At 46.5% G+C, this 24,998-nt stretch carries 21 protein-coding genes; 17 read left to right on the forward strand and 4 right to left on the reverse strand.

Going from position 1 to position 24,998, the window contains the following annotated elements; translation table 11 throughout:
• Window positions 1-71 precede the first annotated feature (71 nt).
• The 3 genes from rimM to rseP are packed head-to-tail and all read left to right on the forward strand — an operon-like array spanning window position 72 to window position 3,151.
• The gene (rimM, locus tag L6475_RS01510; protein ID WP_237821823.1) at window positions 72-578 is read left to right on the forward strand and encodes a ribosome maturation factor RimM; all 507 of its coding nucleotides are present in this window, start codon (window positions 72-74) and stop codon (window positions 576-578) included.
• Window positions 575-1,729, forward strand: a complete 1,155-nt coding sequence (locus L6475_RS01515) for a 1-deoxy-D-xylulose-5-phosphate reductoisomerase (RefSeq protein ID WP_237821825.1) — start codon at window positions 575-577, stop codon at window positions 1,727-1,729. The genes rimM and L6475_RS01515 overlap by 4 nt, the downstream gene beginning before the upstream one ends.
• Before the next feature lie 39 nt (window positions 1,730-1,768).
• Complete coding sequence (gene rseP / locus L6475_RS01520) at window positions 1,769-3,151, forward strand: RIP metalloprotease RseP (protein WP_237821827.1); 1,383 nt, start codon at window positions 1,769-1,771, stop codon at window positions 3,149-3,151.
• On the opposite strand, the gene L6475_RS01525 is transcribed toward rseP, so the two are convergent.
• From L6475_RS01525 to L6475_RS01535, 3 genes are read right to left on the reverse strand one after another with little or no spacing between them, the layout of a single operon-like run.
• Window positions 3,144-4,655 (reverse strand): ComEC/Rec2 family competence protein, encoded by a 1,512-nt coding sequence (locus L6475_RS01525; protein ID WP_237821829.1) that lies wholly within the window; start codon window positions 4,653-4,655, stop codon window positions 3,144-3,146. The genes rseP and L6475_RS01525 overlap by 8 nt on opposite strands.
• A gap of 2 nt (window positions 4,656-4,657) precedes the next feature.
• Window positions 4,658-5,350, reverse strand: coding sequence for an HAD family hydrolase (locus tag L6475_RS01530; RefSeq protein WP_237821831.1), 693 nt, complete (start codon window positions 5,348-5,350; stop codon window positions 4,658-4,660).
• Window positions 5,351-5,365: 15 nt separating this feature from the next.
• Window positions 5,366-6,370, reverse strand: coding sequence for a TerC family protein (locus L6475_RS01535; protein ID WP_237821833.1), 1,005 nt, complete (start codon window positions 6,368-6,370; stop codon window positions 5,366-5,368).
• A 130-nt stretch (window positions 6,371-6,500) separates the two neighbouring features.
• Here L6475_RS01535 and L6475_RS01540 point away from each other — a divergent pair, with 130 nt between their 5' ends.
• The 14 genes from L6475_RS01540 to L6475_RS14525 all read left to right on the forward strand — a co-directional run bounded on the left by L6475_RS01540 (window position 6,501) and on the right by L6475_RS14525 (window position 24,781).
• Window positions 6,501-7,316, forward strand: coding sequence for an RNA methyltransferase (locus L6475_RS01540; protein WP_237821835.1), 816 nt, complete (start codon window positions 6,501-6,503; stop codon window positions 7,314-7,316).
• Window positions 7,317-7,458: 142 nt separating this feature from the next.
• Window positions 7,459-9,426 (forward strand): DNA topoisomerase (ATP-hydrolyzing) subunit B, encoded by a 1,968-nt coding sequence (gyrB, locus tag L6475_RS01545; protein WP_237821837.1) that lies wholly within the window; start codon window positions 7,459-7,461, stop codon window positions 9,424-9,426.
• A gap of 33 nt (window positions 9,427-9,459) precedes the next feature.
• Window positions 9,460-10,272, forward strand: coding sequence for a ThiF family adenylyltransferase (locus L6475_RS01550; protein WP_237821839.1), 813 nt, complete (start codon window positions 9,460-9,462; stop codon window positions 10,270-10,272).
• 24 nt (window positions 10,273-10,296) lie between these two features.
• A complete protein-coding gene (locus tag L6475_RS01555) occupies window positions 10,297-11,169 on the forward strand; it encodes a DMT family transporter (protein WP_237821841.1) in 873 nt (290 codons plus the stop codon).
• Between the two features lie 182 nt (window positions 11,170-11,351).
• Window positions 11,352-12,527, forward strand: a complete 1,176-nt coding sequence (locus L6475_RS01560; protein WP_237821843.1) for a PLP-dependent aspartate aminotransferase family protein — start codon at window positions 11,352-11,354, stop codon at window positions 12,525-12,527.
• A 15-nt stretch (window positions 12,528-12,542) separates the two neighbouring features.
• A complete protein-coding gene (locus L6475_RS01565) occupies window positions 12,543-13,721 on the forward strand; it encodes a MalY/PatB family protein (RefSeq protein ID WP_237821845.1) in 1,179 nt (392 codons plus the stop codon).
• Window positions 13,722-13,785: 64 nt separating this feature from the next.
• Window positions 13,786-14,427, forward strand: a complete 642-nt coding sequence (locus L6475_RS01570) for a response regulator transcription factor (protein WP_237821848.1) — start codon at window positions 13,786-13,788, stop codon at window positions 14,425-14,427.
• Window positions 14,428-14,569: 142 nt separating this feature from the next.
• Entirely contained in the window at window positions 14,570-15,439 is an 870-nt protein-coding gene (locus L6475_RS01575; RefSeq protein ID WP_237821850.1) for a hypothetical protein, read from the forward strand.
• An 89-nt stretch (window positions 15,440-15,528) separates the two neighbouring features.
• Window positions 15,529-18,591 carry a TonB-dependent receptor gene (locus tag L6475_RS01580; RefSeq protein WP_237821852.1) on the forward strand — a complete coding sequence of 1,021 codons (3,063 nt, stop codon included), beginning with the start codon at window positions 15,529-15,531 and terminating at the stop codon, window positions 18,589-18,591.
• A 62-nt stretch (window positions 18,592-18,653) separates the two neighbouring features.
• Window positions 18,654-20,306, forward strand: coding sequence for a RagB/SusD family nutrient uptake outer membrane protein (locus L6475_RS01585; RefSeq protein WP_237821854.1), 1,653 nt, complete (start codon window positions 18,654-18,656; stop codon window positions 20,304-20,306).
• Window positions 20,307-20,327: 21 nt separating this feature from the next.
• Window positions 20,328-21,284: a FixH family protein gene (locus tag L6475_RS01590; RefSeq protein ID WP_237821856.1), complete on the forward strand. Its 957-nt coding sequence runs from the start codon at window positions 20,328-20,330 to the stop codon at window positions 21,282-21,284.
• Between the two features lie 91 nt (window positions 21,285-21,375).
• Entirely contained in the window at window positions 21,376-23,268 is a 1,893-nt protein-coding gene (locus L6475_RS01595) for a hypothetical protein (protein ID WP_237821858.1), read from the forward strand.
• Between the two features lie 3 nt (window positions 23,269-23,271).
• Window positions 23,272-24,465: a dicarboxylate/amino acid:cation symporter gene (locus tag L6475_RS01600; protein ID WP_237821860.1), complete on the forward strand. Its 1,194-nt coding sequence runs from the start codon at window positions 23,272-23,274 to the stop codon at window positions 24,463-24,465.
• A gap of 178 nt (window positions 24,466-24,643) precedes the next feature.
• Window positions 24,644-24,781 carry a hypothetical protein gene (locus tag L6475_RS14525; RefSeq protein ID WP_370641625.1) on the forward strand — a complete coding sequence of 46 codons (138 nt, stop codon included), beginning with the start codon at window positions 24,644-24,646 and terminating at the stop codon, window positions 24,779-24,781.
• A 34-nt stretch (window positions 24,782-24,815) separates the two neighbouring features.
• On the opposite strand, the gene L6475_RS01610 is transcribed toward L6475_RS14525, so the two are convergent.
• Entirely contained in the window at window positions 24,816-24,989 is a 174-nt protein-coding gene (locus tag L6475_RS01610; RefSeq protein ID WP_237821862.1) for a hypothetical protein, read from the reverse strand.
• Between the last annotated feature and the right edge of the window lie 9 nt (window positions 24,990-24,998).

The raw sequence follows: 24,998 nt of genomic DNA on the forward strand, positions 1-24,998 counted from the left end.
TAGTATGACTAGTAAAACTAGTAAAACTAGTAAAACTAGTATAACTAGTAAGGCTAGTAAAACTGGAAGCAATGATTAAGGAAGAAGAAGTTTACAAGATAGGCCGTATCGGCAAGGCGCATGGCGTGAAAGGAGAAGTGTCCTTTCAGTTCGACGATGATGTTTTTGACCGCGTCGATGCCGACTATCTTGTACTGGATGTCGATGGAATACTCGTTCCGTTCTTCATGGAAGAGTACCGTTTCCGTAGTGATTCGGTTGCTTTGGTAAAGTTCTGCGATATTGATACACAGGATCGGGCTCGCGAACTGACCAACTGTGATGTTTACTTTCCCCGTAAGTTGACCGACGAAGATGTTCCACTTACTTTGAACAGTCTGGTAGGCTTTACCATAGCCGATGCCGCTACGGGCAAAGAGGTGGGAACGATTGCAGCCGTTGACGACTCGACAGCCAATGTTCTTTTTGAATTGGAGGACGGTATGCTGGTTCCTGCCAGCAACGACCTCGTTACAGATATTGACACAAAGAAACAGATAATAAAGATGACCCTTCCCGAAGGGTTGCTGAGTTTATGAAACGACAAATAGCTATTTTAGGTTCTACAGGCAGTATTGGCACACAGGCTCTTCAAGTCATTGAGGAACATAGTGACCTGTACGAAGTGTACTGTCTGACTGCAAACAATAAGATTGAACTTCTGGCCGAGCAGGCCCATAAATTCCACCCTGCAGCCATCGTTGTGGCCAACGAGCAGCGTTATGACGAGCTGAAAGCGTTGATGCAGGACATGCCTGAGGTGAAAGTATATGCCGGCGCACGTGCTCTCGACGAGATAGTAGAGGCTGGTCCTATCGATATGGTGCTCACGGCAATGGTGGGCTTTGCCGGACTGAATCCCACTATCCATGCCATCAAGGCCCACAAGACCATCTGTCTGGCCAATAAGGAAACACTGGTTGTTGCAGGCGAACTGATTTGTAAGCTGGCCATTGAGAACAAGGCGGCTATCCTGCCTGTTGACAGTGAACATTCGGCAATCTTCCAGAGTCTGGTGGGGGAAGACCAGAATCCAATCGACAAGATTCTGCTCACGGCTTCAGGTGGTCCTTTCCGTACGAAGTCGATGGAAGAGATAGCACATGTAACCAAGGCCGATGCTCTTCGTCATCCCACATGGGATATGGGAGCTAAGATTACCATCGATTCTGCTTCGATGATGAACAAGGGCTTTGAGGTGATTGAGGCAAAATGGCTCTTTGGCGTTGAAGCCAGTCAGATTCAGGTGCTTGTTCACCCACAGAGCATTGTGCATTCGGCCGTGCAGTTCATGGATGGAAGTGTGAAGGCACAGCTGGGCGTACCCGATATGCGCCTTCCAATCCAGTATGCCTTCTCGTTCCCCAACAGACTGCCACTTAGCGGTGAACGTCTTGACCTGTTCAAGGCACAGAAACTGGAGTTCTTTGAACCCGATTTGAACAAATTCCGTTGTCTGGCAATGGCTTATGAGGCTATCGCTCGTGGTGGCAATATGCCCTGTATTGTCAATGCTGCCAACGAGATAGTGAATCGTGCTTTTCTGGAAGACCGCTGCGGATTCCTGCAGATGGGCGATATCATTGCCGAGACAATGGCCAAGGCTACCTTCATTAAGACTCCCACGCTTGACGACTATATGCAGACCGATGCCGAGGCTCGCCGCATAGCCAGTGAGATGTTAGGTTAAACTCACCAATAAAATAATAATTAATAAATATATAATAAAATGACTGTTTTGATTCAGATTCTTCAATTCGTGCTGGCTTTGGCCCTGCTGGTCTTGCTGCATGAATTCGGACATTTCTTCTTCTCTAAGCTCTTTGGCGTAAGAGTAGAGAAGTTCTTCCTGTTCTTTGACCTCGGTATTGGTAAGTGGACGGGCAAACTGTTCAGCCATAAGCCAAAGAACAGTGATACGGAATACGGTATCGGATGGCTGCCATTAGGCGGTTACTGTAAGATAGCCGGTATGATTGACGAGAGTTTTGATACCGAGCAGATGAAACAACCCGAACAGCCTTGGGAGTTCCGTTCCAAGCCTGCATGGCAGCGACTGCTCATCATGATAGGCGGCGTATTGGTGAACTTCCTGTTGGCATTGTTCATCTATTCTATGATCATGTTCACTTGGGGCGAGAAATATGTAGCACTCCAGGACATGAGCGAGGGTATGTACTTCAATGATGAGGCTATTGAACTGGGTTTCCAGAATGGTGATATCCTGTTGAGTCATGATGGCATCGACTTCAAGGAGTTTGGTGCTGATATGTATCGTGATATCTCTGAAGCCCATGAGGTGACTGTACTTCGTGACGGTAAGAAGGTGAGCATCAGTCTGCCTGGCGACTTGAACCTCCTCAACATGCTGAAGAATGAACCGCGTTTCGTTACACCCTATATCCCTGCTGTTATAGATAGTGTGCTGCCCGCAACTCCTGCCTCTTTGGCTGGTCTTCAGAAAGGCGACCGTATCGTGGCCATTAATGATCATGAGGTGACCAGTTATAATGGATTCCTTTTTGAGATAGGCCGACTGCAGGACATGCTTTCAGCAGCCGTTACACCTGACGACAGCATGAAAGTGCGTACAACAACAATTGTATATACACGCGCTGAGGTTACTGACACGGCTTCCGTGGTGCTTACCGCTGATTTAAAACTGGGCTTCTCTCCCACAAATGTGCTGAGTCTTTATGAGCCCACGACTGTCAACTATAATTTCTTTGAGAGTTTCCCCGCTGGTATTAAGTACGGATGGAACGTGTTGGCAGGCTATGTGAGCGATATGAAATATGTGTTCACAAGCGATGGTGCCAAGTCGCTCGGCGGTTTCGGTACTATTGGTAGTCTGTTCCCCCCAATGTGGGACTGGTACGTGTTCTGGAAAATGACTGCTTTCCTCAGCATCATTCTCGCTTTCATGAACATCCTGCCTATTCCCGCTCTCGACGGCGGTCATGTCCTGTTCCTCCTTTATGAGATGATTACCCGCCGCAAGCCGTCAGAACAGTTCATGATTCGTGCTGAATATTTCGGCTTTGGCCTGATCATTCTGCTCATGGTCGTTGCCAACCTGAACGATGTGCTCAGGTGGATAGGAGTCATGTAGCAGGCAACGAGGCTGAATCATCCCAGCGTATGGCAGCATACTGGGAGCGTCTCCCTTTCCATACGTTGATGATTCCAATGATGCAGGCAATCGTGAAATAACATGAAATAACCTGAAGAACCGATGGGTGCAGGCCTTCAATACTGGCCAGCGGCCATCGGTTCATTTTTGTCAGTATGTCGTTCAATATGCCTACAGTACCGATCACCGCACTACTTAATGGCTGCCAGGGTACTATGAGCATGAACAGACTTCCATAGAGAATGATATAGGCCACGGGGAGTACGATGAGATTGGTAAGCAGGAAATAAGTAGAGAACCGGCCGAAATAGAATGCTATCAAGGGTGCTACTCCTATTTGGGCGGCTATGGACACACGAAACAGAGCACCAATCGTTTCTTTTGACTTTCTGAAAACTCTTTCTTTGAATCCCCATTCCGTTCTTTCTACCATGATTTCTTTTTCCCCTTTTAATAGCGGTGCTATTATCAGGATGCTCAGCACTGCCATGTAGGAGAGCTGGAAACCGACGTCGTAGAGTACGTGCGGGTTTATGCCAAGGGTGATGATGGCTGAAAGACAAAGCAGATTCAAAGATGCCTGTGTGCGGAATCCTACTGAGAATATGGCGAAGAGACTGATCATTAATGCGGCACGGACAATACTGGTGGAAAAACCAGTGAGCATGGCAAAGGACCAGATGGCAGTAACCAACAGCGATTGTGACCAGATACAATGTCGCCTCCTTCGGCTTAGGGTAAGCATTGACAATAGCATATAGAGAATGCCAAGGTGCATACCGCTCAATGCCAGGATGTGTGAGGCTCCCGTCACCGAGTAGGTGTTTCGGAGGTCTTTCGATAGGGAAGACTTGTCGCCAAGTGTCATCGCTGCCAGCACAGCATATTGGTCGTTGACAGCTCCTAATAAACGGTAGCGCTCTAATAGCTTGTGGCGGATGCGAAGACTCACAATGCGTGCACGGCTGAAGGCAGACAGCCCGTCTGTAGATACATTGGCACGTTGCCAATGGTGGGCACCTACATAGAACAAACCGGAAAACTCCTCGATTTCCATTTGTATGCCATCGCCTGGTTGCAGCTTCTCGCTACGCTCGTCTTTCGCAATATAGCATTTTATTTCCTGACCGTTCTCAGTCAGGATGATGTCGAAAGCAAAAGTCTTGGGCTTCTCTGATTTCTCGGAGGCAATGATGCCCGAACTTACCGCAGTGTTTGGAAAAAGTGCATCGGAATGGTTCTTGTGCTGATAGTAAATAGCATTGAAACATCCTGTGGTGATAGTGATGGTATAGAGTAAGGCTGATTGAGTTCTTGGGTACTTGTCGGCAACGATTGTGAAGAAGAGCAGGATAAAAAACAGAATAGGCCAGAGGAATAGCGGAAGGTGCTGAAGGGGTAATGAAAAACCTGCCATAATGCCAAGTATCAGACAAATGGCAATAGGCAGGAGTGGAGTATTTCTGATAAGAGAGATTCCCATTTCTACTCGGAGACAATCTGGAGCAGTTCGCTGAAGTGGCTGATTTCTGTTAAACCTTCGTGTTGGATTTTTTCTGCATGTTCCAGTTGCCAGGTAACATGGAAGGGGATATAAACAGCCCTACAACCGATAGCCAGTGCTGGCGCTATATCGCTCTTCATGGAATTGCCGATCATGGTTATCTGCTCAGGCTCGGTGCGCAAATGATGGCAGAGAGCAGTAAACTCACGTTCGGTCTTGTCGCTGGTTATCTCGACATGTTCAAAATACCGGCTCAGCCCAGAACGCTGCAACTTGTGCTCTTGGTCAAGCAGTTCTCCCTTGGTGAATACTGCCATGTGCCAGCCTTGCTGATGAAGCGTCTTCAAGGTGTCTTCTACCTCAGGGAGTGGGGTAGCAGGCAGTTCTTGCAGGGTGTAGCATTCCTGTTGGAGCCATGCCAGTTTGTGACCAGACAGTTCGTGGTTTGAAACACGTAAAGCGGTCTCTATCATGGAAAGGGTGAAAGCCTTTGTGCCGTATCCCAATAAAGGCATGTTCTTTTGCTCTGTGGCAAAGAGTTGCTTAGCAGCCGTATCACGATCTACCCAAGGCTCCAGTAGCGTGTAGAGTTCCTGCATCACTCGCTCAAAGTGACCTTGGCAGTCCCAAAGGGTGTCATCGGCATCGAAGATTAACCATTCTTTTTCTTTCATTTCAGTCTTGAAGGGTTAATCGGTTGTCTTCTGAGTCTTTGTGGCAACTACCGAGAGAAGCATAGAGAGCACAAGGATACCGAAGATGATGAGCAGGCTGAGTGCAGTGGGTACCTCAATATGAGGAATGTTGAGATTGAGGCCAACCCATTCTCCAATGCCATTGATATATTCGTTCATGGCCAGCAGCATCTTGATACCTACGAAGATGAGAATGATGCCTAGTCCGTATTTCAGGTATTTGAAATACTTGGCTACGGCAGCCAAGGCAAAATATAGCGCACGAAGACCAAGAATAGCAAAGATGTTGGAGGTGAGTACGATGAACGGATCGCGAGAAACAGAGAATACAGCGGGAATACTATCTACGGCAAAGGCTACGTCGGTGGTCTCGATGACTAAAAGTGTGATGAACAGGGGGGTAGCCAACCGCTTGCCGTTCTCAGCAATAAAGAACTTGTCGCCATGCATCTTGTCGGTGACAGGAAATAGCTTTTTGAACCATCTCACGATAATGTTTTTCGATGGGTCGGCAGCCTGCTCGTCATTATGGTTGAACATCTTTCCGCCTGTGTAGAGCAGGAACAGACCGAAAAGCCCCAATACCCATTCAAAACGTTCTACCATTGCGGCACCGGCAAAGATGAATATACTACGAAGAACCAAAGCGCCGAAAATGCCCCAGAACAACACTTCGTGCTGATATTTGCGTTCAACGCCAAAGAAGGAGAATAGCATTAGGAAAACAAAGAGGTTGTCCATAGATAAGGATTTCTCTATCAGATAGCCTGCTAAAAACTCCATTGCCTTTTCGTGAGCATCACCAGGATAGAAAAGGTATATGCCAGCACAAAAGACCATTGACACACCTATCCATACGGCGGTCATCTTCAATGCTTCTTTCACGCTCACCTCATGTTCGCCTTTCTTGCCGAACATCTTCAGGTCGGCAATGAGCATGATGAATACTAAAACATAAAATACAATCCATGCCCAAAGGGGCAGTCCCATTAAATCCATAATAGTTTTTTCTTTTTTACCGTTGCAAAGGTAAGGAATTTATGTGTAACATGGATGAATTTGAACATAAATTACTCCCATTTGCGCATAAAATTGTATATTTGCAAACTAAAAGCGTTTACTGAATAAAATGAACGATTTGATCATAACAAGTGCAAAGAATCCAAAGATAAAATATTTGCTGGAATTACAGCAGAAATCTTCAGAACGCCGCAAATCAGGCTTGTTTGTTGTGGAAGGCCGGCGCGAACTGGAACATTGCGTTTCAGCTGGATATATGGTGGAAAGCCTCTTTGTCAGTGAAGAGTTGAAAGCTGACGGTAGTGATATTCTTGCCATACAGGCATCCAATGGCGGGGCGTTAAACCGTACTTCGGTCTATACGCTTAGTGCTTCGGTTTATGAAAAGGTGGCCTATCGTGGTTCCACTGAAGGCGTTATTGCTATTGTAAAGGCAAAGAGTCACCGGCTGGAAGACCTACACTTAAAGGAAAATCCATTGATAGTAGTACTGGAAAGTGTTGAAAAACCAGGTAATTTAGGAGCTGTGTTGCGGTCGGCCGATGCTGCACAGGCCGATGCCGTTATTGTGTGCGATCCCCTTACCGATTTGTATAATCCCAATCTGATACGTTCGTCGATAGGCGCTATCTTTACAGTACCTACAGTTGCTTGTACATCGGAGGACTGTATTGCTTTCTTTAAGAAACATGATGTCCAAATTCTTACAGCACAGTTGCAGGATTCCTGCTTGTATTACGATACCCCTATGACGCAGGGAACGGCTATTGTAATGGGTACTGAATCAACAGGACTTACCGACCAGTGGAGAAAGGCCGCTACCGCCCATATCCGCATACCAATGCTCGGCAGGCTCGACTCACTGAATGTGTCGGTATCTGCTGCAATTCTACTTTTTGAGGCCGTGCGTCAGCGGCAATCGTAATTTATTCTAAAAAAATGCTTATCTGATATCATTTTATATTATAAATAAGGTGTAAAAGTCGCTTTTTTTTTGTAACTTTGCACCTTGAAACATAGTCTTGCTTGCAGTTGCAAGAACGATAATTGTACTATTTTAAAGAAAAATGGCAGAAGAACTGAACCAAACAGAAAACTATTCCGCGAGTAATATTCAAGTACTCGAGGGTTTGGAGGCCGTGCGCAAGCGCCCAGCTATGTACATCGGCGATATTAGTGAAAAAGGACTACATCACTTGGTGAATGAAACAGTCGATAACTCTATCGACGAAGCAATGGCGGGCTACTGTACTCACATTGAAGTAACAATCAATGAAGATAATTCTATCACCGTGCAGGATAACGGTCGTGGTATTCCTGTTGACGAGCACGAGAAGATGCATAAGTCGGCCCTTGAGGTGGTAATGACTGTGCTGCATGCCGGTGGTAAGTTCGATAAAGGCTCCTATAAAGTGTCTGGCGGTCTGCACGGTGTGGGTGTGAGCTGTGTGAATGCTCTTTCTACTCACATGATGTCGCAGGTGTTCCGTAACGGCCATATCTATCAGCAGGAATATGAAAAGGGAAAGCCCCTTTACGATGTGAAAATTGTTGGTGATACCGACAAGACCGGTACCCGGCAGCAGTTCTGGCCTGATGGTAGTATCTTTACAACGACTGAGTATAAGTATGATATTATTGCCAAGCGTATGCGCGAACTGGCATATCTGAATGCTGGTATCACCATTACACTGACCGACCTTCGTCCTGATGAGGAAGGAAATTTGCGTCAGCCTGAGGTGTTCCACGCTAAAGAAGGCCTGAAAGAGTTCGTGCGCTACGTGGACCGTCACCGTACTTCAATCATTGGCGATCCTATCTGTCTGAAAACAGAAAAGGATGGTGTGCCCATTGAAGTGGCTCTGCTCTATAATAGCGACTATTCTGAAAATATTCACTCTTACGTCAATAATATCAATACTATTGAGGGTGGTACTCACTTGACGGGTTTCCGCATTGCCTTGGCTCGTGCTTTGAAAAAGTATGCCGATGAAGACGATCAGTTGCGCAAGCAGATTGATAAGGCTAAGATTGAGGTGGCACAGGACGACTTCCGTGAAGGTCTGACTGCTATTATCTCAGTGAAAGTGGCTGAGCCTCAGTTTGAAGGACAGACCAAGACAAAGCTGGGTAATAGTGAGGTGAACGGTGCTGTTCAGAAAGCTGTGGGTGAGGCAATGACCAACTTCCTTGAGGAACACCCGAAAGAAGCACGCACTATCTGTGAGAAGGTGATTCTGGCCGCTACTGCACGTATTGCAGCCCGAAAGGCTCGTGAGAGTGTGCAGCGTAAGAATCCCATGACGGGTGGCGGACTACCCGGTAAACTGGCTGACTGTTCAAACCGCGATCCAAAGAGTTGTGAGATTTTCCTCGTCGAGGGTGACTCGGCAGGTGGTTCAGCCAAGCAGGGCCGTGACCGTCATTTCCAGGCAATTCTTCCTTTGCGCGGTAAGATTCTGAATGTTGAGAAAGTTCAGTGGCATCGTGTGTTTGAGGCCGAGTCTGTGATGAATATCATCCAGTCTATCGGTGTGCGTTTCGGTGTTGATGGTGAGGATTCTAAGGATGCAAATATTGATAAGCTTCGCTACGATAAGATTATCATCATGACCGATGCCGACGTCGATGGTTCTCACATCGACACACTGATTATGACGCTCTTCTATCGCTTTATGCCTCAGGTTATTCAGGGTGGTCACCTCTATATTGCTACTCCTCCTCTTTATAAGTGTACTTACAAGAAAAATTCAGAGTACTGCTATACCGATCAGCAGCGTCAGGCATTTATTGATAATTATGCTGCTGGCGATGAGCGTAATGTACATACACAGCGATACAAAGGTCTGGGTGAGATGAACCCCGAGCAGTTGTGGGAAACAACCATGAATCCCGAGAACCGCTTGCTGAAGCAGGTAACTATCGAGAATGCTGCTGAGGCCGATGAAATCTTCTCTATGCTGATGGGCGATGATGTGGAACCGCGTCGTGAGTTCATTGAGAAGAACGCTACCTACGCTAATATTGACGCGTAAAGAAGTATTTTATTGCGTTCGTAAAAGCATGTTATGGCTTCAATAGAACAAGCTATCTTCAGACGGTCGGAATTGTTGTTGGGAGGCGATGCCATGAGTCAGATGGCCGCCAAGCGGGTGATAATCTTTGGCGTGGGGGGCGTAGGCTCCTGGTGCGCTGAAAGTCTGATTCGTTCAGGTATTCGCCAGCTAACCATCGTCGATTCCGACCGTGTTTGTATCACAAATATCAACCGACAGCTGATGGCCACTACGAAAACGGTGGGCAAGGTGAAGGTTGAAGTACTTCGTGAGCGATTGCTCACGATCAATCCCCAAGCAGAAATTACAGCACTTCAGAAAATTTTCAATGAGGAAACGGCTGAGAGTTTTGATATAGGCAGTTACGACTATATCATTGATGCTATCGATTCGTTGAAAGACAAAGCGTTGCTCATTCTGATGGCTACTCAGACGAATGCTTGTTTCATTTCGTCAATGGGTGCTGCTTTGAAATTGGATCCCACTCGTATTAAGGTGGCAGAGTTCTGGAAAGTGAAGGGTGATCCTCTGGCGCGTGCACTTCGTAAGCGTTTCAAGCGTGACGGACAATATCCGAAACGTAAGTTTCAGTGTGTTTATTCTGATGAATTGTTGCAGAATAAAGGCGTGAATGCTACTTGCGGTACTGAACAGTGTATGTGTCCGAAGGCTCAGAACGGACCTGGCGACCCTTCACTGCTGAACCATGAGTGGTGCTCGTCGAAAGCACAGATAAACGGTACGTTGGCCCATATTACCGCCATCTTCGGTTTTATGCTAGCCGGTATTGTGGTACAGCATGCCATTGCCAATCCTGACGCTTAGTTTTTCATATAGTTTTTTCTGGTTATGAACGAGACGAAGAAAGGCTTTATTCAGCTTCATCTGAGTGTGATACTGGCAGGCTTTACCGGTTTGTTCGGAAAACTGATTACGCTCAACGAAGTCGATATCGTATGGTATCGTATGCTTTTCACCAGTCTTATTCTTTTCGTATTCACGGGACTGCCAAAGGTTAGTGGAAGAAAATTTCTTGAGTTAAGTGGCTGCGGCGCTTTGTTAGGACTTCACTGGATGCTTTTCTATGGTTCTATCAAGGCATCGAATGTGTCAATAGGTGTAGTATGTTTCTCCTTGATAGGCTTTTTTACCGCCATTTTCGAACCACTCATCTTGAAAAAGAGATTCTCTTGGCTTGAGATGTTGTTTTCTTTGATAACAGTAGTAGGTGTGCTATGCATTTTCTCGTTCGATGCCCGTTATCGCTATGGTATCATGATAGGCGTGGTCTCGTCGGCTGTATGTGCACTCTATGTGATTTACAATAAACGTGCATCGGTGGGCGTAAGGAGCCGCGACGTGCTTATGTCGCAGATGTCGGGTGGACTGATAGCTGTTTCTGCAATAATTCCTTTGTATTTGTCTTTCTTCCCCAGCAGTCAGCCCGTTGTCGTTATTCCAGAGGGGAGTAATATATGGTATATGCTTTGTCACGCCTTGTTCTGTACCGTGGGCATGTATCTTCTGCAGATTCAGGCATTGAAACGCCTTTCTGCCTTTACAGTGAATCTGACCTATAATCTGGAACCTTGCTATACCATTGTGCTCGCTTTCTTGATTTTTGGCGAAGGACGTGAACTGAATTTCTCATTCTATCTGGGCATTTCACTCATCATCCTCAGCGTGATGTTGCAAACCCTTCGTGTGGGAAAGCAGAAGTAATACGCCTTTTGTAGATAGATAATTATTCTTTATGGGGATGCATTTTCTATGCAGAATAGAAAATGTATATAGTATTCTTTTAGTTAGTAGTGGATTTTTCTGAATAATACCAATTGTTTGGTAGAAAATCCCAAAAGCAGTACCTTTGCAGTGGTATTAGTATTTAAATAACAGGATTAAAAATGAAGAAACAATCAACCGCTATCCATACCCCTTATGTTCGTCCGGATGCTTATGGCTCACTGGCTGTTCCTATTTATAATAATGTGGCATTTGAATTTCAGGATGCCGCCGAAATGGCCGATGCATTTTGCAATCGAATCAAGGCTCCCGACTATGCTCGTGTTGAGAATCCCACTGTGACAAATTTAGAGCAACGTGTGAAAGCACTCACTGGCGCTGAGCATGTGACGGCTTTCAATTCTGGTATGGCCGCAATCAGTAATACGCTGTTGGCTGTGGCAGAACAAGGAAAAAATATCGTGTCGTCCCATCATCTTTTTGGAAACACCCTTTCCCTGCTCACCACCACATTAAAAAGGTATGGTGTTGAGGCACGACTGCGTGATTTGATCAATCTTGATGCAGTCAGTGAGGCAATAGATGAAAACACCTGTGCTGTATTCCTTGAGGTGATAACCAATCCCCAAATGGAAGTGGCCGACCTCAAAGCGATTGCCGACATAGCGCATGAAAAGAGAGTACCCGTGATAGCCGACTCTACTGTGATTCCCTTTACAGAGACTAACTTGAAATCTTTGGGAGTAGATATTGAGGTGGTGTCAAGCACTAAATACCTTTCTGGTGGCGGCACCTCGTTGGGGGGACTTGTAATCGATTATGGCACCTTCCCTGACATCAACAATCGAGTGAAATATGAATTGCTTTTCAATTTAGGCGCTTATATGACTCCACAGGCAGCCTATATGCAGACACTCGGTCTTGAGACGCTCGATGTGCGATATCAGCGTCAGGCTGCAAATGCACTATGGGTGGCTCAGAAACTTGATAGGGTTGTGAAAGTCAACTATGTTGGTCTTCCTGACAATCCCTATTATGCCCTTGCCCAAAAGCAGTTTGGAACTACAGCGGGAGCTATGCTCACCATTGATCTTGAGTCTAAGGAGGCTTGCTATCGTTTTCTTAACCGTCTGCAGATGGTGCATCGCGCCACCAACCTTTTTGATAGTCGCACACTGGCCATTCATCCTGCTTCTACTATCTTTGGCAATTTTTCGGAAGAGCAGTTGAACAATATGGATGTACGCCAAACTACCATCCGCCTTTCCATTGGCTTAGAGGCTAAAGAAGATATCCTCGCTGATATTCTGCAAGCGCTGGGGAGAATTGACAATTAATAATTGATAATTGAGATGAGTGAACAATATAATTTTGACCGTATTATTGACCGTAGTGGTAGTGGCGACCTAAAGCATGAGGTGTTGCAGGAACGCTATGGTCGTGCCGACCTTTTGCCACTTTGGGTGGCCGATATGGATTTTGAAACTCCGCAATTCATTACCGATGCACTGCGCCGCCGGCTGGACCACTCCCTCTTTGGATATACGGTGGTACCAGAAGAACTGTGGACAACTGTCATCCAGTGGATTCAGGACCATCATCAGTGGCATGTAGAACGCCTTTGGCTTACCTATATTCCAGGCATCGTGAAAGGCATAGGCATGGCAGTCAATGTTTTTGTCAAGGAAGATGAGAAAGTGATAATTCAACCACCTGTCTATCACCCTTTCCGCCTTACTCCTCAAGGAAATGGTCGCAAGGTGGTGTATAATCCGCTGAAGGAAGTCAACGGCACCTACGAGATGGACTTCGAACAATTAGCCGAGATCGTTGATGATAAATGCAGGCTACTCATTCTTAGCAATCCCCACAATCCGGCAGGTATATGTTGGTCGAGGGAAACGCTTCAACGGTTGGCTCATTTCTGCTATGAGCACCATATCATCGTGATTAGTGACGAGATACACAGTGATATGGCTATCTTTGGTCACCACCATGTACCTTTTGCCTCTGTGAGCGATGAGGCCGCCCAAATCAGCATCACTTTTGGAGCCCCCTCCAAGACATTCAATATTGCAGGAATCGTGAGCAGTTATGCCATTGTGCCCAACAGCACTCTGCGACGCCGCTTCTATACATGGCTCGAAGCCAATGAGTTGAACGATCCGCCTCTCTTTGCCCCCATTGCCACTATTGCAGCCTTTCAGCAGGGCGAGGAGTGGCGCAGTCAGATGCTCCGTTATTTAGAAGAGAACATCCGTTTTGTGGAGAACTACTGTCATGAGTATTTGCCGCAGATTCATCCCTGGCGTCCTCAGGCCTCGTTTTTAGTGTGGTTGGATTGCCGGGCATTAGAATTAAATCATGACCAACTGATTGACCTCTTTGTGAATCGTGCCCGATTGGCTTTGAACGATGGAGCGATGTTCGGTACTGGTGGTGAAGGGTTTATGCGCCTCAACGTGGGTACTCCACGTGCAGTACTGGAAAAAGCCCTTTGTCAATTAAAAAACAGCCGATTGAATAAATAACACTTGCATTGTGAGAATATTTCCGAAAAAGTGACTATCTTTGCATAACCAATACAAAAGGAATATGAGTACATTTATTCTTGCCGACAATCAGGAACTCACGCGTTTTGCTTTAGAACGTCTGCTGGTTCGTGAGGAAGATAGCGATATTCGCCGTGTCAGCGATCGTGCCGGTTTGCTTCAGACATTAAAGGAAACCGATGGCGATTGCATCGTGATTTTAGACTACACCCTTTTCGATTTTGCTGATGAAGAGCAATTGCTGATTGTCAGCGACCGCTATAGTGACAGCCAATGGGTGCTCATTAGTGAAGACCTTACTGTCAACCTTCTGCGAAAGGTGATATATAGTTCCCATCAGTTCAGTATTGTTTTCAAAGATGCAACACTCGATGAAGTTCGTCAGGCTATTCATTCTGCTGTGCAACACCGGCGCTATCTCTGTCAGCGTGCCACCGAAATGGTACTCGCTCAACAGGAAACATCCCTTTCAGATCCGCTTACGGCAAGCGAGATAGAGATACTTCGCTGCATCGCACAGGGGAAAACGAGCAAGGTGATAGCTCAGGAACGTTTCTCGAGTATTCATACTATAAATACCCACAAGAAGAACATTTTCCGAAAACTGAGCGTGAATACAGCCCATGAGGCTATCAAGTATGCCCTTCGTGCAGGTATTGTCGATCCCTCCGAATTCTATATATAATAGAGGTGAAAAATGCCTCTTTTGGCCATTCTACCCATCATTAGGTATATGAAATGGCTCAAAAATGGGATTGTAGCAATCTGTTCTTCGCCGTACCTTTGCATCCGGTAATAAATTAAAAACGGATAATAGAATGGAAACGATGAACAGAAACCAAAAACAGATTGTATTTACAGTAGTCCTGCTCGTAGGTCTGCTGTTTGGACAGACAATCAATGCACAGCAGACAAATACAGTTACTCTACGCGTGCCAAATTTTGCACGTCCGTTAGTTGAAAAATGGGTAACTGAATATCAGAAGACTAATAACGAAGTTGATTTTCAATTTGTTTCAGGAAAAGCTCAGGACAACGATAACAGTATTACATTGACAACAGATGCAGAGGCTGTTCATGTAGCTCGCTTTGCCGTTTTGCCCGTAACGGCAAAAGGCTCCAAAGCGGAAGAGTTGACGGCTTCGCGCCGGCTGAATGCCACTAAACTGAAGAACCTATTCTTTCTTGACGACGAGGAAGAGGACGAACAGCCTAAGTCGGTCAAGCAATTACATATCCTCACAGGTAATAGTCAGCAATCTGCCTCACGCCTTTATGCCGCCCATTTCAATGAGGAGACGGTTAATTATAAAGGCAAGAAGATTTCTGGTGATGATTCTTTCCTGAACGTAGCCGTTAGTCGCGACCCTTTTGGCGTGACCATCAATTCACTTTCAAACATTTTTGATCTTCAGACGCGTCATGTGCGCCAGTCGTTGGCTGTTCTTCCACTTGATATAGACAAGGAAGGCCGTCAGGTTTTTGCCAATGGTAGCTTAGACGATTTGATTCGCCTGTTGGAACAGAATCGTTATGAAGAGATTCCTGTAGGCTATGTCAGTCTGAGTTATGATCAGACCAATGCGGTGTTGAGTGATTTTGTGCATTGGGTACTGACCGAAGGTACGCAATATGTTCACCATTACGGTCTTCTTGGCTTGCCTGAGAAAGATATGGCCATGAAAAGCAGGGACTAATTTTAGCCATTAGTTGATATTATTTGTTTGTTTTAGGTAAGGTGCGGGCAGATGAAAAAAGCCCGCTCCTTTAAGAAAACTTGTGTTTTATGGAAAAAAGATTGTTTTTACTTTTCACGATATTTGCAGCAGTTCTTACATGTTTTGCGCAGACCACTATTACAGGACGCATCACCGATGCCCGTACAGGTGAAAGTCTCATTGGTGCCTCTATCGTTCCAAAGGGTAGTAAGGAACTGGGCGCTGTGACAGATATTGACGGTAATTTCAAACTTGTTACTAAAACTGAATTGCCACTTACGCTAGTGGCACAGTTCGTGGGCTATCGTCCGTTGGAAGTCGATGTGTATGATGCTTCCGAACCAGTAGAGATTCAACTCACCGACAATAGTAATAAGCTGAACGAAGTAGTAATCCTTGGCTATGGCTCACAGAAGAGAACGCAACTCACAGGCAGCGTGACCACTGTCGGGGCGGAAATATTTTCTGTGTCGCAGGCTCCCACACTCGACGGCGCTTTAGGCGGACAGGTGGCTGGCTTGAATGTAACCGCTTCCAGCGGACAACCAGGTGCTGACAGTCAGATTCGCATTCGTGGCGGCAATTCAGTTACCGCTTCCAATGAGCCACTTTATGTGATTGACGGTTTTATCTATTTCAAAGATGCAAGCCTCTCCTCAACGGGTATTGGCGCTATCGAAAGTTCGTTGAACCCTTTGTCAACAATCAATCCTAATGATATTGAATCGGTTGAGGTGTTGAAAGATGTCTCTGCTACTGCTATCTACGGATCACGTGGAGCCAATGGCGTGATTATTGTAACTACTAAGCAAGGAAAGTTCGGCGATACAGATACACATGTGAGTTATAATTATAATATTGGTGTCAGCCATATTGCCAAGAAGCTTGATTTGATGAATGCCTCACAGTGGGCTCGTTATCAGAAAGACTATTGGAGCAATAAAGGGGGCTATACCGACCAACAGATCGCTCAGTTAGGCAATGGAACCGACTGGCAGGATGCTGTACTGCACGATGCCACACAGCAAAGTCATGAACTGAGTATTACAGGCGGTACAGAGAAAAGCCGTTATGCCTTTTCCGCCAATTATACAGATCAGGATGGTATTGTATTGAATTCTGGTTTTCAGCGTTATAACTTCCATACTAATGTGGAGTGGCAGCTGCAGAAGAATCTACACTTTGGTGTTAATGTTACCTATGGTCGCTCCAAGCAGAGCGGTTTGACCACCACCGAGGAGAAACGCTTCAACTCCTCCCCATTCTCGGCAGGAATCACCAACAGTTTCGTTTATGCACTACTGATGCCCCCTGTCGTCAGTGTTTATAATGATAACGGATCATACAATTTTAACAATCCCTATGAGTATGCCTATTTCGCTATTGGCGACCATTCTGCCAATCCTGTTTATGACTTGCGTGAGAGTGTGGCCGACAATATCAACAACTATTTGCTTTCAAGCACTTGGGCTACCTATCGCATTGGTGATCTGTTGCTGAAGGCATCGTTAGGTTTGAATAGTGAGAGACTCACCCAGGAATATTTCTCTGGTGCATACACCTCACTGGGTCTGGCCACAGAGGGCATCGGTGGCGTTGGCAATCGTCAAACTGAGATATGGCAGCAGGAATACACAGCCACCTATAGCAAGGATTTGAACGAAAATCATTTCTTGGAGGCACTGGCCGGATTTACTCGTCAGACCACCCGTTCTACCTTTAGCTCTATCCGCACCAATCATTTCACTAATGAGGCTTTGAAGCAGTATAATCTTGGCGATGGAGCCAATGTGTACACCCCTCAAACAGGTTTGACGGAGTCTGAACTGAACTCTATCATTGCCCGTGTGAACTATACATTGCTGAACAGATATAATGCTACCGTTACCTTCCGTGCCGACAATTCGAGCCGTTTCTCTGCAAACAACCGATGGGGGTATTTCCCCTCGGTTGGACTGTCATGGAACATTGATCGTGAAAGCTTCTTTGCTGCTTTGTCTAAGAGTGTTGACTATCTGAAACTGCGTGTCACTGGTGGCGTGGTCGGCAATCAGGAAATTCCTGATTATGCTTTCTCCACCAGCTATGCTACTGGCTCATATGCCGGCAGCAGTAGCTATGCTAAGGAGAATACAGCCAATAAGTCGTTGAAGTGGGAAACCACGGCTTCATATAATGTCGGCTTAGACTTAGGACTGTTCAAGAATCGTCTGAATGTGGTGCTTGATGCCTACTATAAGAAAACCAGCGACCTGTTGCTGGAGGTTCCCGTAGGCTTCTCGAGTGGTGTGAACAAGCAACTGCAGAATGTGGGTAATGTGGTGAACAAAGGTGTGGAACTCAGTCTGAATGCATCCTTGATTAACCGCCGCCGCATCCAGTGGAATGTCAATGCCAATATTGCTTATAATAAGAATGAGATTACTGATATGGGAACTACCGACAATGTGATTCAAGGTTCAGACAGCCAGCAGATTCTGCGCAAGGGCGAGGCACTGGGCTCATTCTACGGATTGCAGTTCCTAGGTATCGTTCAGCAGGATGAAGATGTGACGAAACTCCCCACTGTCAACGGAAATATTCCCAAGCCCGGTGATTTGAAATTTGCCGATACAAATGGTGATGGCCGTATCAATAGCTACGACCGTACAGTTTTGGGAAGTGTTCAGCCAAAGTTTGTGTATGGTCTCTCAACACAGTTCACCTATCGTGGTTTTGATTTGTCGGCATCTTTTGCCGGAAGCTATGGCAACAAACTCTATAATGCTTTAGGACGCCGACTGGAAGAAACGGGCGATTCCTATAATGTACTCACTACCGTTGCCGGGTCCTGGACACCTGAAAATGGCAGTCAGACATTGCCTCTGGCCTCTAAGACCCGTCCTTTCTCTTATATCGACAGCCGTTATGTGCAGGATGCTTCCTACCTGAAGTTGAAGAACCTTACCATTGGCTATCGCTTACAGTTGCCCAAAACATTCCCGGTAGGAGTACGCCTTTATGCATCTGCCACCAACCTGTTCACCATTACGCCTTACAAAGGCTATGATCCAGAAGTGAGCAGTGGAACAGACAGTGGCGCTTATCCCTCGGCACGCACATTCGCTTTTGGCGTGAACCTAACGTTGTAATTATTAACCAACACATATAACCCAATTATTAACAATTTAAAGGTAAAAAGGAGATTTGAAGTATGAGAAAAAATCAATTCTTCATTGCAGCCTTCGCTGCTGCAACATTGTTGACAGGATTTACTTCCTGTGGTGATGACAGTGCCGATGATGGCCAGAACGGCAATCAGATAGGCAATGGAAATGTGGCCACCGACGATGCAGGTGCTCTGTCATTGGTTAATGGCGTTTATAGTCATTGGCAGCCGCTGAGCTCGTCGTTCTCGTTCATCATCGAGCTGAATTCTAACAAACTCATTTCTTTTGAAGGTGAGGAAGGTGAGGCCGGTCCTGTGAACAGTCGTTTTGAACAAGTTCCCGATACCTGGTATCAGGTAAAGATTTTCAATCACCTGCTTTTAGGTATTGTTCAGGATAATGAGGCCATCGCTACAGTGACAAAATCGCTGGCTGAAGGAAAGGTTACCCAGGCTGGATATAATGCTGCCGTTGGTAAGGCAAAGTTCCTGCGTGCGCTGGCTTATCTGAAGTTGGTACAGTTATGGGGTGAGGTACCCCTGCTTACTGAGAATGGCGGCAGCAGCACCGAGCGTAAGGATATTGATACCGTCCTTGGTCAGGTGGTGAAGGACCTGACAGATGCTGAAAAACTCTTGCTCGACTATAATGGCGATCCCCGTGTTCCTTCTAAACAGGCAGCGCAGGCCTTGTTAGCACGTACCTATCTTGTATGGGGTGACAATCCTCTGTCGGCTGCTGAAGTAGAGCGCATTGCCAATTCACAGACTGATCCTGAGTTTACGAAGACCGACAGCCGTCTGGAAAAAGCTGTAGCATACGCCGACAAGGTGATTAAGAGTGGAAAACTGAAGCTGGCTTCTGACTACTCTAAACTTTTCGGACGCGACTATGAGAGCAATAAACTGGGCGACAATGAACACCTCTTCACCATTGCTCACGATGGCGATAAGGTCGATGCTCAGGGTAATCACCAGACTCACTGTTCATGGACATTCCCCTTCAAGAACGGTCAGTTCAATGCTGGCTTTGAGGACAATCACACTGAGGTGGCTGATGATGATCTGTATGACGATTGGAAAACTGAGCAGCCCAACGACAAGCGTCTGTTGAAGACTTATTTCGTTGAGGTGAAGAATCCTGCCGATGGCAATGTCTATACCTATCGTTCTCCTTTCTATACTCCTATCAATGGAAAAGGTGTAGATCAGAGCTATGAGAATGCAGAAAATCTTGAGATTACTCAGAACTCTATCGACCGTATCGAAATCCGCTATGCCGAAGTACTCCTCATCAAGGCTGAGGCTTTGGTACAGTTGGGCCGTAATGCAGAAGCTGCCGAACCTTTCAATCAGTTGCGCACCCGTGCAGGTATTGCAACCGTTGAGGCTCCTACCTTTGACCAAATCAAGCGTGAGTGGGACTACGAGTTCACTTACGAGCAGTTCTCGTTGCTGAACAGTCTGCGCTGGAAAGACCTGATTGCCTCTATCAATAAGGTAAAGAATTATACACACTATCAGGACGACTGGGCCAGCAAAAAGAACTATAACGACCGCCAGAAGGCTTTCTTTGAGAAAGTTCATAAACATCTGCGTGCCAAGGTCGAGAATGTTCGTGGCAAGCATTATCGTCAGCCCATTCCCACAGGCTTGTCTGGTGAGGATCTTGGAATTGCTCAGAACCCAGGCTATTAAAAAACAAACTAATAGTTGCTTATGAATAAGAAGCATTTTTCCATTTACGTGATGGCAGCACTCTTTGGTGCTGCTGTCACTTCCTGCAACTCCAATGATGATGCAGGCGTTGCAGAGATTGAAATTCCTGGCATAACCTTTGATGGCGATAAGGATTGCTGCTCTGCCGAAGAGGCACTGCAAGTGTTTAAGTTTGTGCAGACTGTGAAGATACTTCCTGAACTCTCAACCGTTGTTGACGATCAGTATAATGTCTTTGCGTATGCCAAAGGTGAGTTTCATACTGGCTATAACGAGCTCTTTTTCGTAGCGACAAAGAAGAAAAACGGCAACTACGTTAAGGATTTTACTGTTGAGAATCTGAACCCGCTGATGCTGATGACCAAGATGAATATGCAGCACAGTACTCCCGTTTTGGGTTCGGTGAATAGTTTCAACAATGACTACGAAGCCGTGAAGCGCACTTGGGTGTCGTTCTTGATGCCTTCCAGCGATGCCGGTTCCTGGACACTGTCCTACCGCGTGAAGATACTGGGAGCTGAAGGGACTGTTGCTGAAAAGGATATCAACGTTAGCGAACTGCCCGGCGGACAATCATGGTTGAAATCATTCAAAGTGGATAGCGATACTTACTATCTGACGTTGGTTTCACCCACCGATTGGAAAACGGGGTCTAATACGCTGAAGGCCTATGTGTCGAAAAAAGGCAGCGATGCTAAGAAAGCCTATCCTTTGGCAAACGAGTTGTTTACTATTGATATTGATCCCCGTATGCCTGATATGGGCAATCATACCTCGCCCAACAACACACCTTTGACTCGTCAGGGCGATGGAAGCTATCAGGGTACTATCAATCTCACCATGTCGGGTCTATGGCGCATACACCTCACTGTGAAGAATGCGCAAGGTCAAGTAGTGGCTGGTGGCGATAATCTCAGCAATGGCTTTAGTTCACTCTACTGGGATGTTACGTTTTAAAGAATAGAAACAGAATTAGCTTTGCACAGATAGTATGCTGCTATTGTTGTTGATGATAATGGGTTTTCAGGGTGACACAATTAGTACCTCGATGCAGAATTTGGACGAGGTGGTGGTGTCGGCCCGTGGTCAAGGAGGTCACCGTTCTGAAAAAGGACAGGTAGCCAGCATTGACGAGCACTTGAGCCAGTTGCGCAACGTGAGTTTAGTGCGTCGTGGCTCCTATGCCTGGGAGCCTGTAGTCAACAATATGCAGATGGAACGCCTCTCCACCACTATCGATGGCATGAAGATATTCTATGCCTGCACCGATAAGATGGACCCCGTCACATCTTATGTAGAGAGCGGCAATCTGCAGAGTATCAGTATGAACAGTGGGCTGGATGGCAATCCCCAGGCCACTGGTAATATAGGCGGAAGCCTTGACTTGCGATTAAAGAAGGTGGGGTTCGACAATGTCCCCTTCCAGATAGATGCTTCAGCAGGCCACGAGTTGAACGGACATCTGGCGGTATATGGTGCCGATGCTGCTGTATCCCGTAGTCGTTACTATGCAAATGTTGGCGCTTTCTATCGTCATGCCGACAACTATAAGGCTGGTGGGGGTGAGGAAATCTCATTCTCACAATTCCGTAAGGTGAACGCCTTTGCCAATATGGGCTGGCGTCTGGCTGCCCGCAGTGTGGTGGAAGGAACCTTTATTTTCGACCGGGCCACCGATGTAGGCTATCCCGCCCTTAATATGGACGTAGCCCTGGCTCAGGCTTTTATCAGTTCTCTGTCATACAAACATCTTTTCCAACAGGCTAGTTGGGAAACTAAGTTCTACTATAATCGTATCATACATGAGATGGACGATACCCACCGTCCTGATGTGGAGATACATATGGATATGCCAGGGCGTAGTTGGACCTCGGGGTGTTATAGTCTTTTTACTGTCACTTGCCTTCAGCATTCCCTACAGTTCAACTACGACCTCTTTTACAATCGTCGCTTTGCCGATATGACGATGTATCCAGGTGGAGCGGCTCCTATGTACATGGTTACATGGCCCGATGTGGGCACCTTCAACACAGGATTGGCCTTCAGCGATAATGTTCAGCTCGGTGAGCATCATTCGCTTCGCCTCTCTGCCAAGATGGCCTGGCAGCAACAGCATCTGAACAATGAGGAAGGCTATCATGCACTCCGTGTGTTCTTCCCTGCAATGAAAGATCGCTATCATCAGACAACAGGTCGGGTAGCTGCAAGCTATCAATATTCAACTCCCCATTCTCAATTCACCATTGGAGCAGGGTGGGGGTCTCGTGCTCCAACCATTACCGAGGCTTACGGCTATTATCTGAACAACACCTACGACCAGTACGACTATATGGGAAATCCAACGTTGAAAAACGAGTCGGCCATCGAACTTAACAGCACTGTCCGACTCTCAACTCCCGATTCTCGATTCTCCATTGCTCTTGAGTCCAATGCCTTCTTCTTCTCTAACTATATTATTGGACAATTCGAGCAGCGCCTTTCCCCTATGACAGTAGGTGCTGAAGGCGTGAAGGTGTATGCCAATTTGAGTCATGCCACAATAGCCAATGTTTCCTTGTCTGCACGTTGGATGCTTACCCGTCATCTGCGTTTGCACAACAAGGTGGGCTATGGCTTGGGTTATGATGCCGAAGGCGGCTCTTTACCCATGATTGCCCCTCTCACCTGGCAAAGCAGTGCTCAGTATGCCTGGCAGAATATTCTGTTTCATGCCAGTGTAAAAGGACATGCCCGTCAGAGTCGTTATGGTGATAAATATGGTGAGCTTCCTTCTGATTCCTGGGCTATTCTCAACTTGTCGGCCCAATACGCTATTTCCCACTATACATTCCGTTTAGGTGTCGAGAATTTGTTCGATAAGTATTATACAACTTATTCGGATTGGAAAAAGCTTCCACAGAAGGGACGCAATATCTATGCAAATATTACGTTTGATTTTTAACTTATGAAACAGATATATTTGTGGACTGGTGCCCTCTTGACAGGCGCTATTCTTGGATGGTTTCAGATTGAAAGTATTAATGCAGTGGCCAATGTGGTGGCTACTATCTACACTCGTTTGTTCCAACTGTTGGCTGTGCCCACTATCGTATTGGCCATTATCACTACCATGGCAACGTTTGGCACGAAATCATCAGGAAAACTGTTTGGACGCACGCTTGTCTATACACTGCTCACCACCTTTGCTGCTGCCGTTGTAGGCGCTTTCCTTTATGTGGTAATAGCCCCTGAGAATCTGCCGGTAGAAGCATTCGTAACCGATAATAGCTTTGAGGAGCCCACACACCAGTCCTATGTTGATCACTTGCTCAGCGTTGTTCCAAACAATATTGTCAAGCCTTTCCTGGAAGGCAATGTCCTTTCCCTGCTGCTGTTGGCTTTTGCCGTGGGCATAGGTCTCTCGAAACTTTCTGAGTCTGAGAACAAAGCGGTGGTGGTCAAAGGATTCCTGGGGTTGCAGGAACTCCTCTTCCTCCTCATCCGCGGACTTATCTGGACCCTTCCACTCGGTATCGTAGCTTTTGCTGCCCAGTTGTCGGCTCAGCTCACAGCCGGTGTGGCAGCTCAGTCCATAGGCAAGTATGTGCTGGTAGTGTTAGGAGGCAATGTCATACAGTTCTTTGTAGTACTCCCTCTGTTCCTGTTGGCTCGTGGCTTGAATCCCATCCGGGTGATGGGCAGTATGATGCCTGCCGTGCTGATGGCCCTGTTTACCAAGAGTAGTGCCGCCACCCTTCCTGTTACTATGGAGAGTGCCGAAAAACGATTGGGAGTCCGTGGTGAAGTTGCCCGTTTTGTGCTTCCTATCTGTACTACTATCAACATGAACGGTTGTGCAGCCTTTATCCTTGTCACTTCCCTTTTCGTGATGCAGCATTCGCCTACTTTGGCCATCACCGGCAATAGCCTTGTTTTTCCTTCCATTCTGTTATGGCTGCTCATCTCTGTATTCTCAGCCGTAGGCAATGCAGGTGTACCGATGGGATGCTTCTTCCTCACTCTTTCACTCATGTCGGGCATTGGTGCTCCCATTGCAGTGTTGGGTATCATTCTTCCCATCTACACTATTATAGACATGATTGAAACGGCCGAGAACGTATGGAGCGACTCCTGCGTCTGTGCTATGGTGAATAAATAGCCTCCCCCCCAACCCCTCTCCTACCTATATGTTTATGCCGTAGTCTGTTTCACTTCGCTCATCACGAAGGTGCTTTCAATGGAACTAAGGTCTTCTATCTCGCCCAGTTTGTTGAGCACAAACTCCTGGTAATGTTACTGATATTGACGGCAACTTCAAACTGGTTACCAAAACCGAATTGCCGCTCACGCTTGTGGCACAGTTTGTGGGCTATCGCTCATTAGAGGTTGATGTGTATGATGCTTCCGAACCGGTAGATATCCAGCTTGTAAATAGGCAAGACTTACCGCAGCATTTGAAAAAAAACAACTACTAACTAAACTAAATAACTTTTAAACTTTGCTCATTCATCAAACTTCGTCATCGTCCCAGACGTTGTAGGTGCGCGCGGCGGCATTGCTGGCATCGCCGTTGGTTTCGGGCGTGTCGAAGGTGACGGTGCGTCCCCTTGACGAGAGGTCCATCAAGGGTTCTGACTCTTCTAGAGCCATCTCTGTCTGCGGTTTCTGATATTGTTTTTTCATAATATCCTC

Source organism: Prevotella sp. E9-3 (assembly GCF_022024015.1).
Lineage (GTDB): Bacteria > Bacteroidota > Bacteroidia > Bacteroidales > Bacteroidaceae > Prevotella.

Excerpts from the sequence above, each read along its gene's own strand:
- rimM (WP_237821823.1), top strand. The coding sequence starts at position 72 with ATGATTAAGGAAGAAGAAGTTTACAAGATAGGCCGTATCGGCAAGGCG.
- L6475_RS01515 (WP_237821825.1), top strand. The coding sequence starts at position 575 with ATGAAACGACAAATAGCTATTTTAGGTTCTACAGGCAGTATTGGCACA.
- rseP (WP_237821827.1), top strand. The coding sequence starts at position 1,769 with ATGACTGTTTTGATTCAGATTCTTCAATTCGTGCTGGCTTTGGCCCTG.
- L6475_RS01525 (WP_237821829.1), bottom strand. The coding sequence starts at position 4,655 with ATGGGAATCTCTCTTATCAGAAATACTCCACTCCTGCCTATTGCCATT.
- L6475_RS01530 (WP_237821831.1), bottom strand. The coding sequence starts at position 5,350 with ATGAAAGAAAAAGAATGGTTAATCTTCGATGCCGATGACACCCTTTGG.
- L6475_RS01535 (WP_237821833.1), bottom strand. The coding sequence starts at position 6,370 with ATGGATTTAATGGGACTGCCCCTTTGGGCATGGATTGTATTTTATGTT.
- L6475_RS01540 (WP_237821835.1), top strand. The coding sequence starts at position 6,501 with ATGAACGATTTGATCATAACAAGTGCAAAGAATCCAAAGATAAAATAT.
- gyrB (WP_237821837.1), top strand. The coding sequence starts at position 7,459 with ATGGCAGAAGAACTGAACCAAACAGAAAACTATTCCGCGAGTAATATT.
- L6475_RS01550 (WP_237821839.1), top strand. The coding sequence starts at position 9,460 with ATGGCTTCAATAGAACAAGCTATCTTCAGACGGTCGGAATTGTTGTTG.
- L6475_RS01555 (WP_237821841.1), top strand. The coding sequence starts at position 10,297 with ATGAACGAGACGAAGAAAGGCTTTATTCAGCTTCATCTGAGTGTGATA.
- L6475_RS01560 (WP_237821843.1), top strand. The coding sequence starts at position 11,352 with ATGAAGAAACAATCAACCGCTATCCATACCCCTTATGTTCGTCCGGAT.
- L6475_RS01565 (WP_237821845.1), top strand. The coding sequence starts at position 12,543 with ATGAGTGAACAATATAATTTTGACCGTATTATTGACCGTAGTGGTAGT.
- L6475_RS01570 (WP_237821848.1), top strand. The coding sequence starts at position 13,786 with ATGAGTACATTTATTCTTGCCGACAATCAGGAACTCACGCGTTTTGCT.
- L6475_RS01575 (WP_237821850.1), top strand. The coding sequence starts at position 14,570 with ATGAACAGAAACCAAAAACAGATTGTATTTACAGTAGTCCTGCTCGTA.
- L6475_RS01580 (WP_237821852.1), top strand. The coding sequence starts at position 15,529 with ATGGAAAAAAGATTGTTTTTACTTTTCACGATATTTGCAGCAGTTCTT.
- L6475_RS01585 (WP_237821854.1), top strand. The coding sequence starts at position 18,654 with ATGAGAAAAAATCAATTCTTCATTGCAGCCTTCGCTGCTGCAACATTG.
- L6475_RS01590 (WP_237821856.1), top strand. The coding sequence starts at position 20,328 with ATGAATAAGAAGCATTTTTCCATTTACGTGATGGCAGCACTCTTTGGT.
- L6475_RS01595 (WP_237821858.1), top strand. The coding sequence starts at position 21,376 with ATGCAGAATTTGGACGAGGTGGTGGTGTCGGCCCGTGGTCAAGGAGGT.
- L6475_RS01600 (WP_237821860.1), top strand. The coding sequence starts at position 23,272 with ATGAAACAGATATATTTGTGGACTGGTGCCCTCTTGACAGGCGCTATT.
- L6475_RS01610 (WP_237821862.1), bottom strand. The coding sequence starts at position 24,989 with ATGAAAAAACAATATCAGAAACCGCAGACAGAGATGGCTCTAGAAGAG.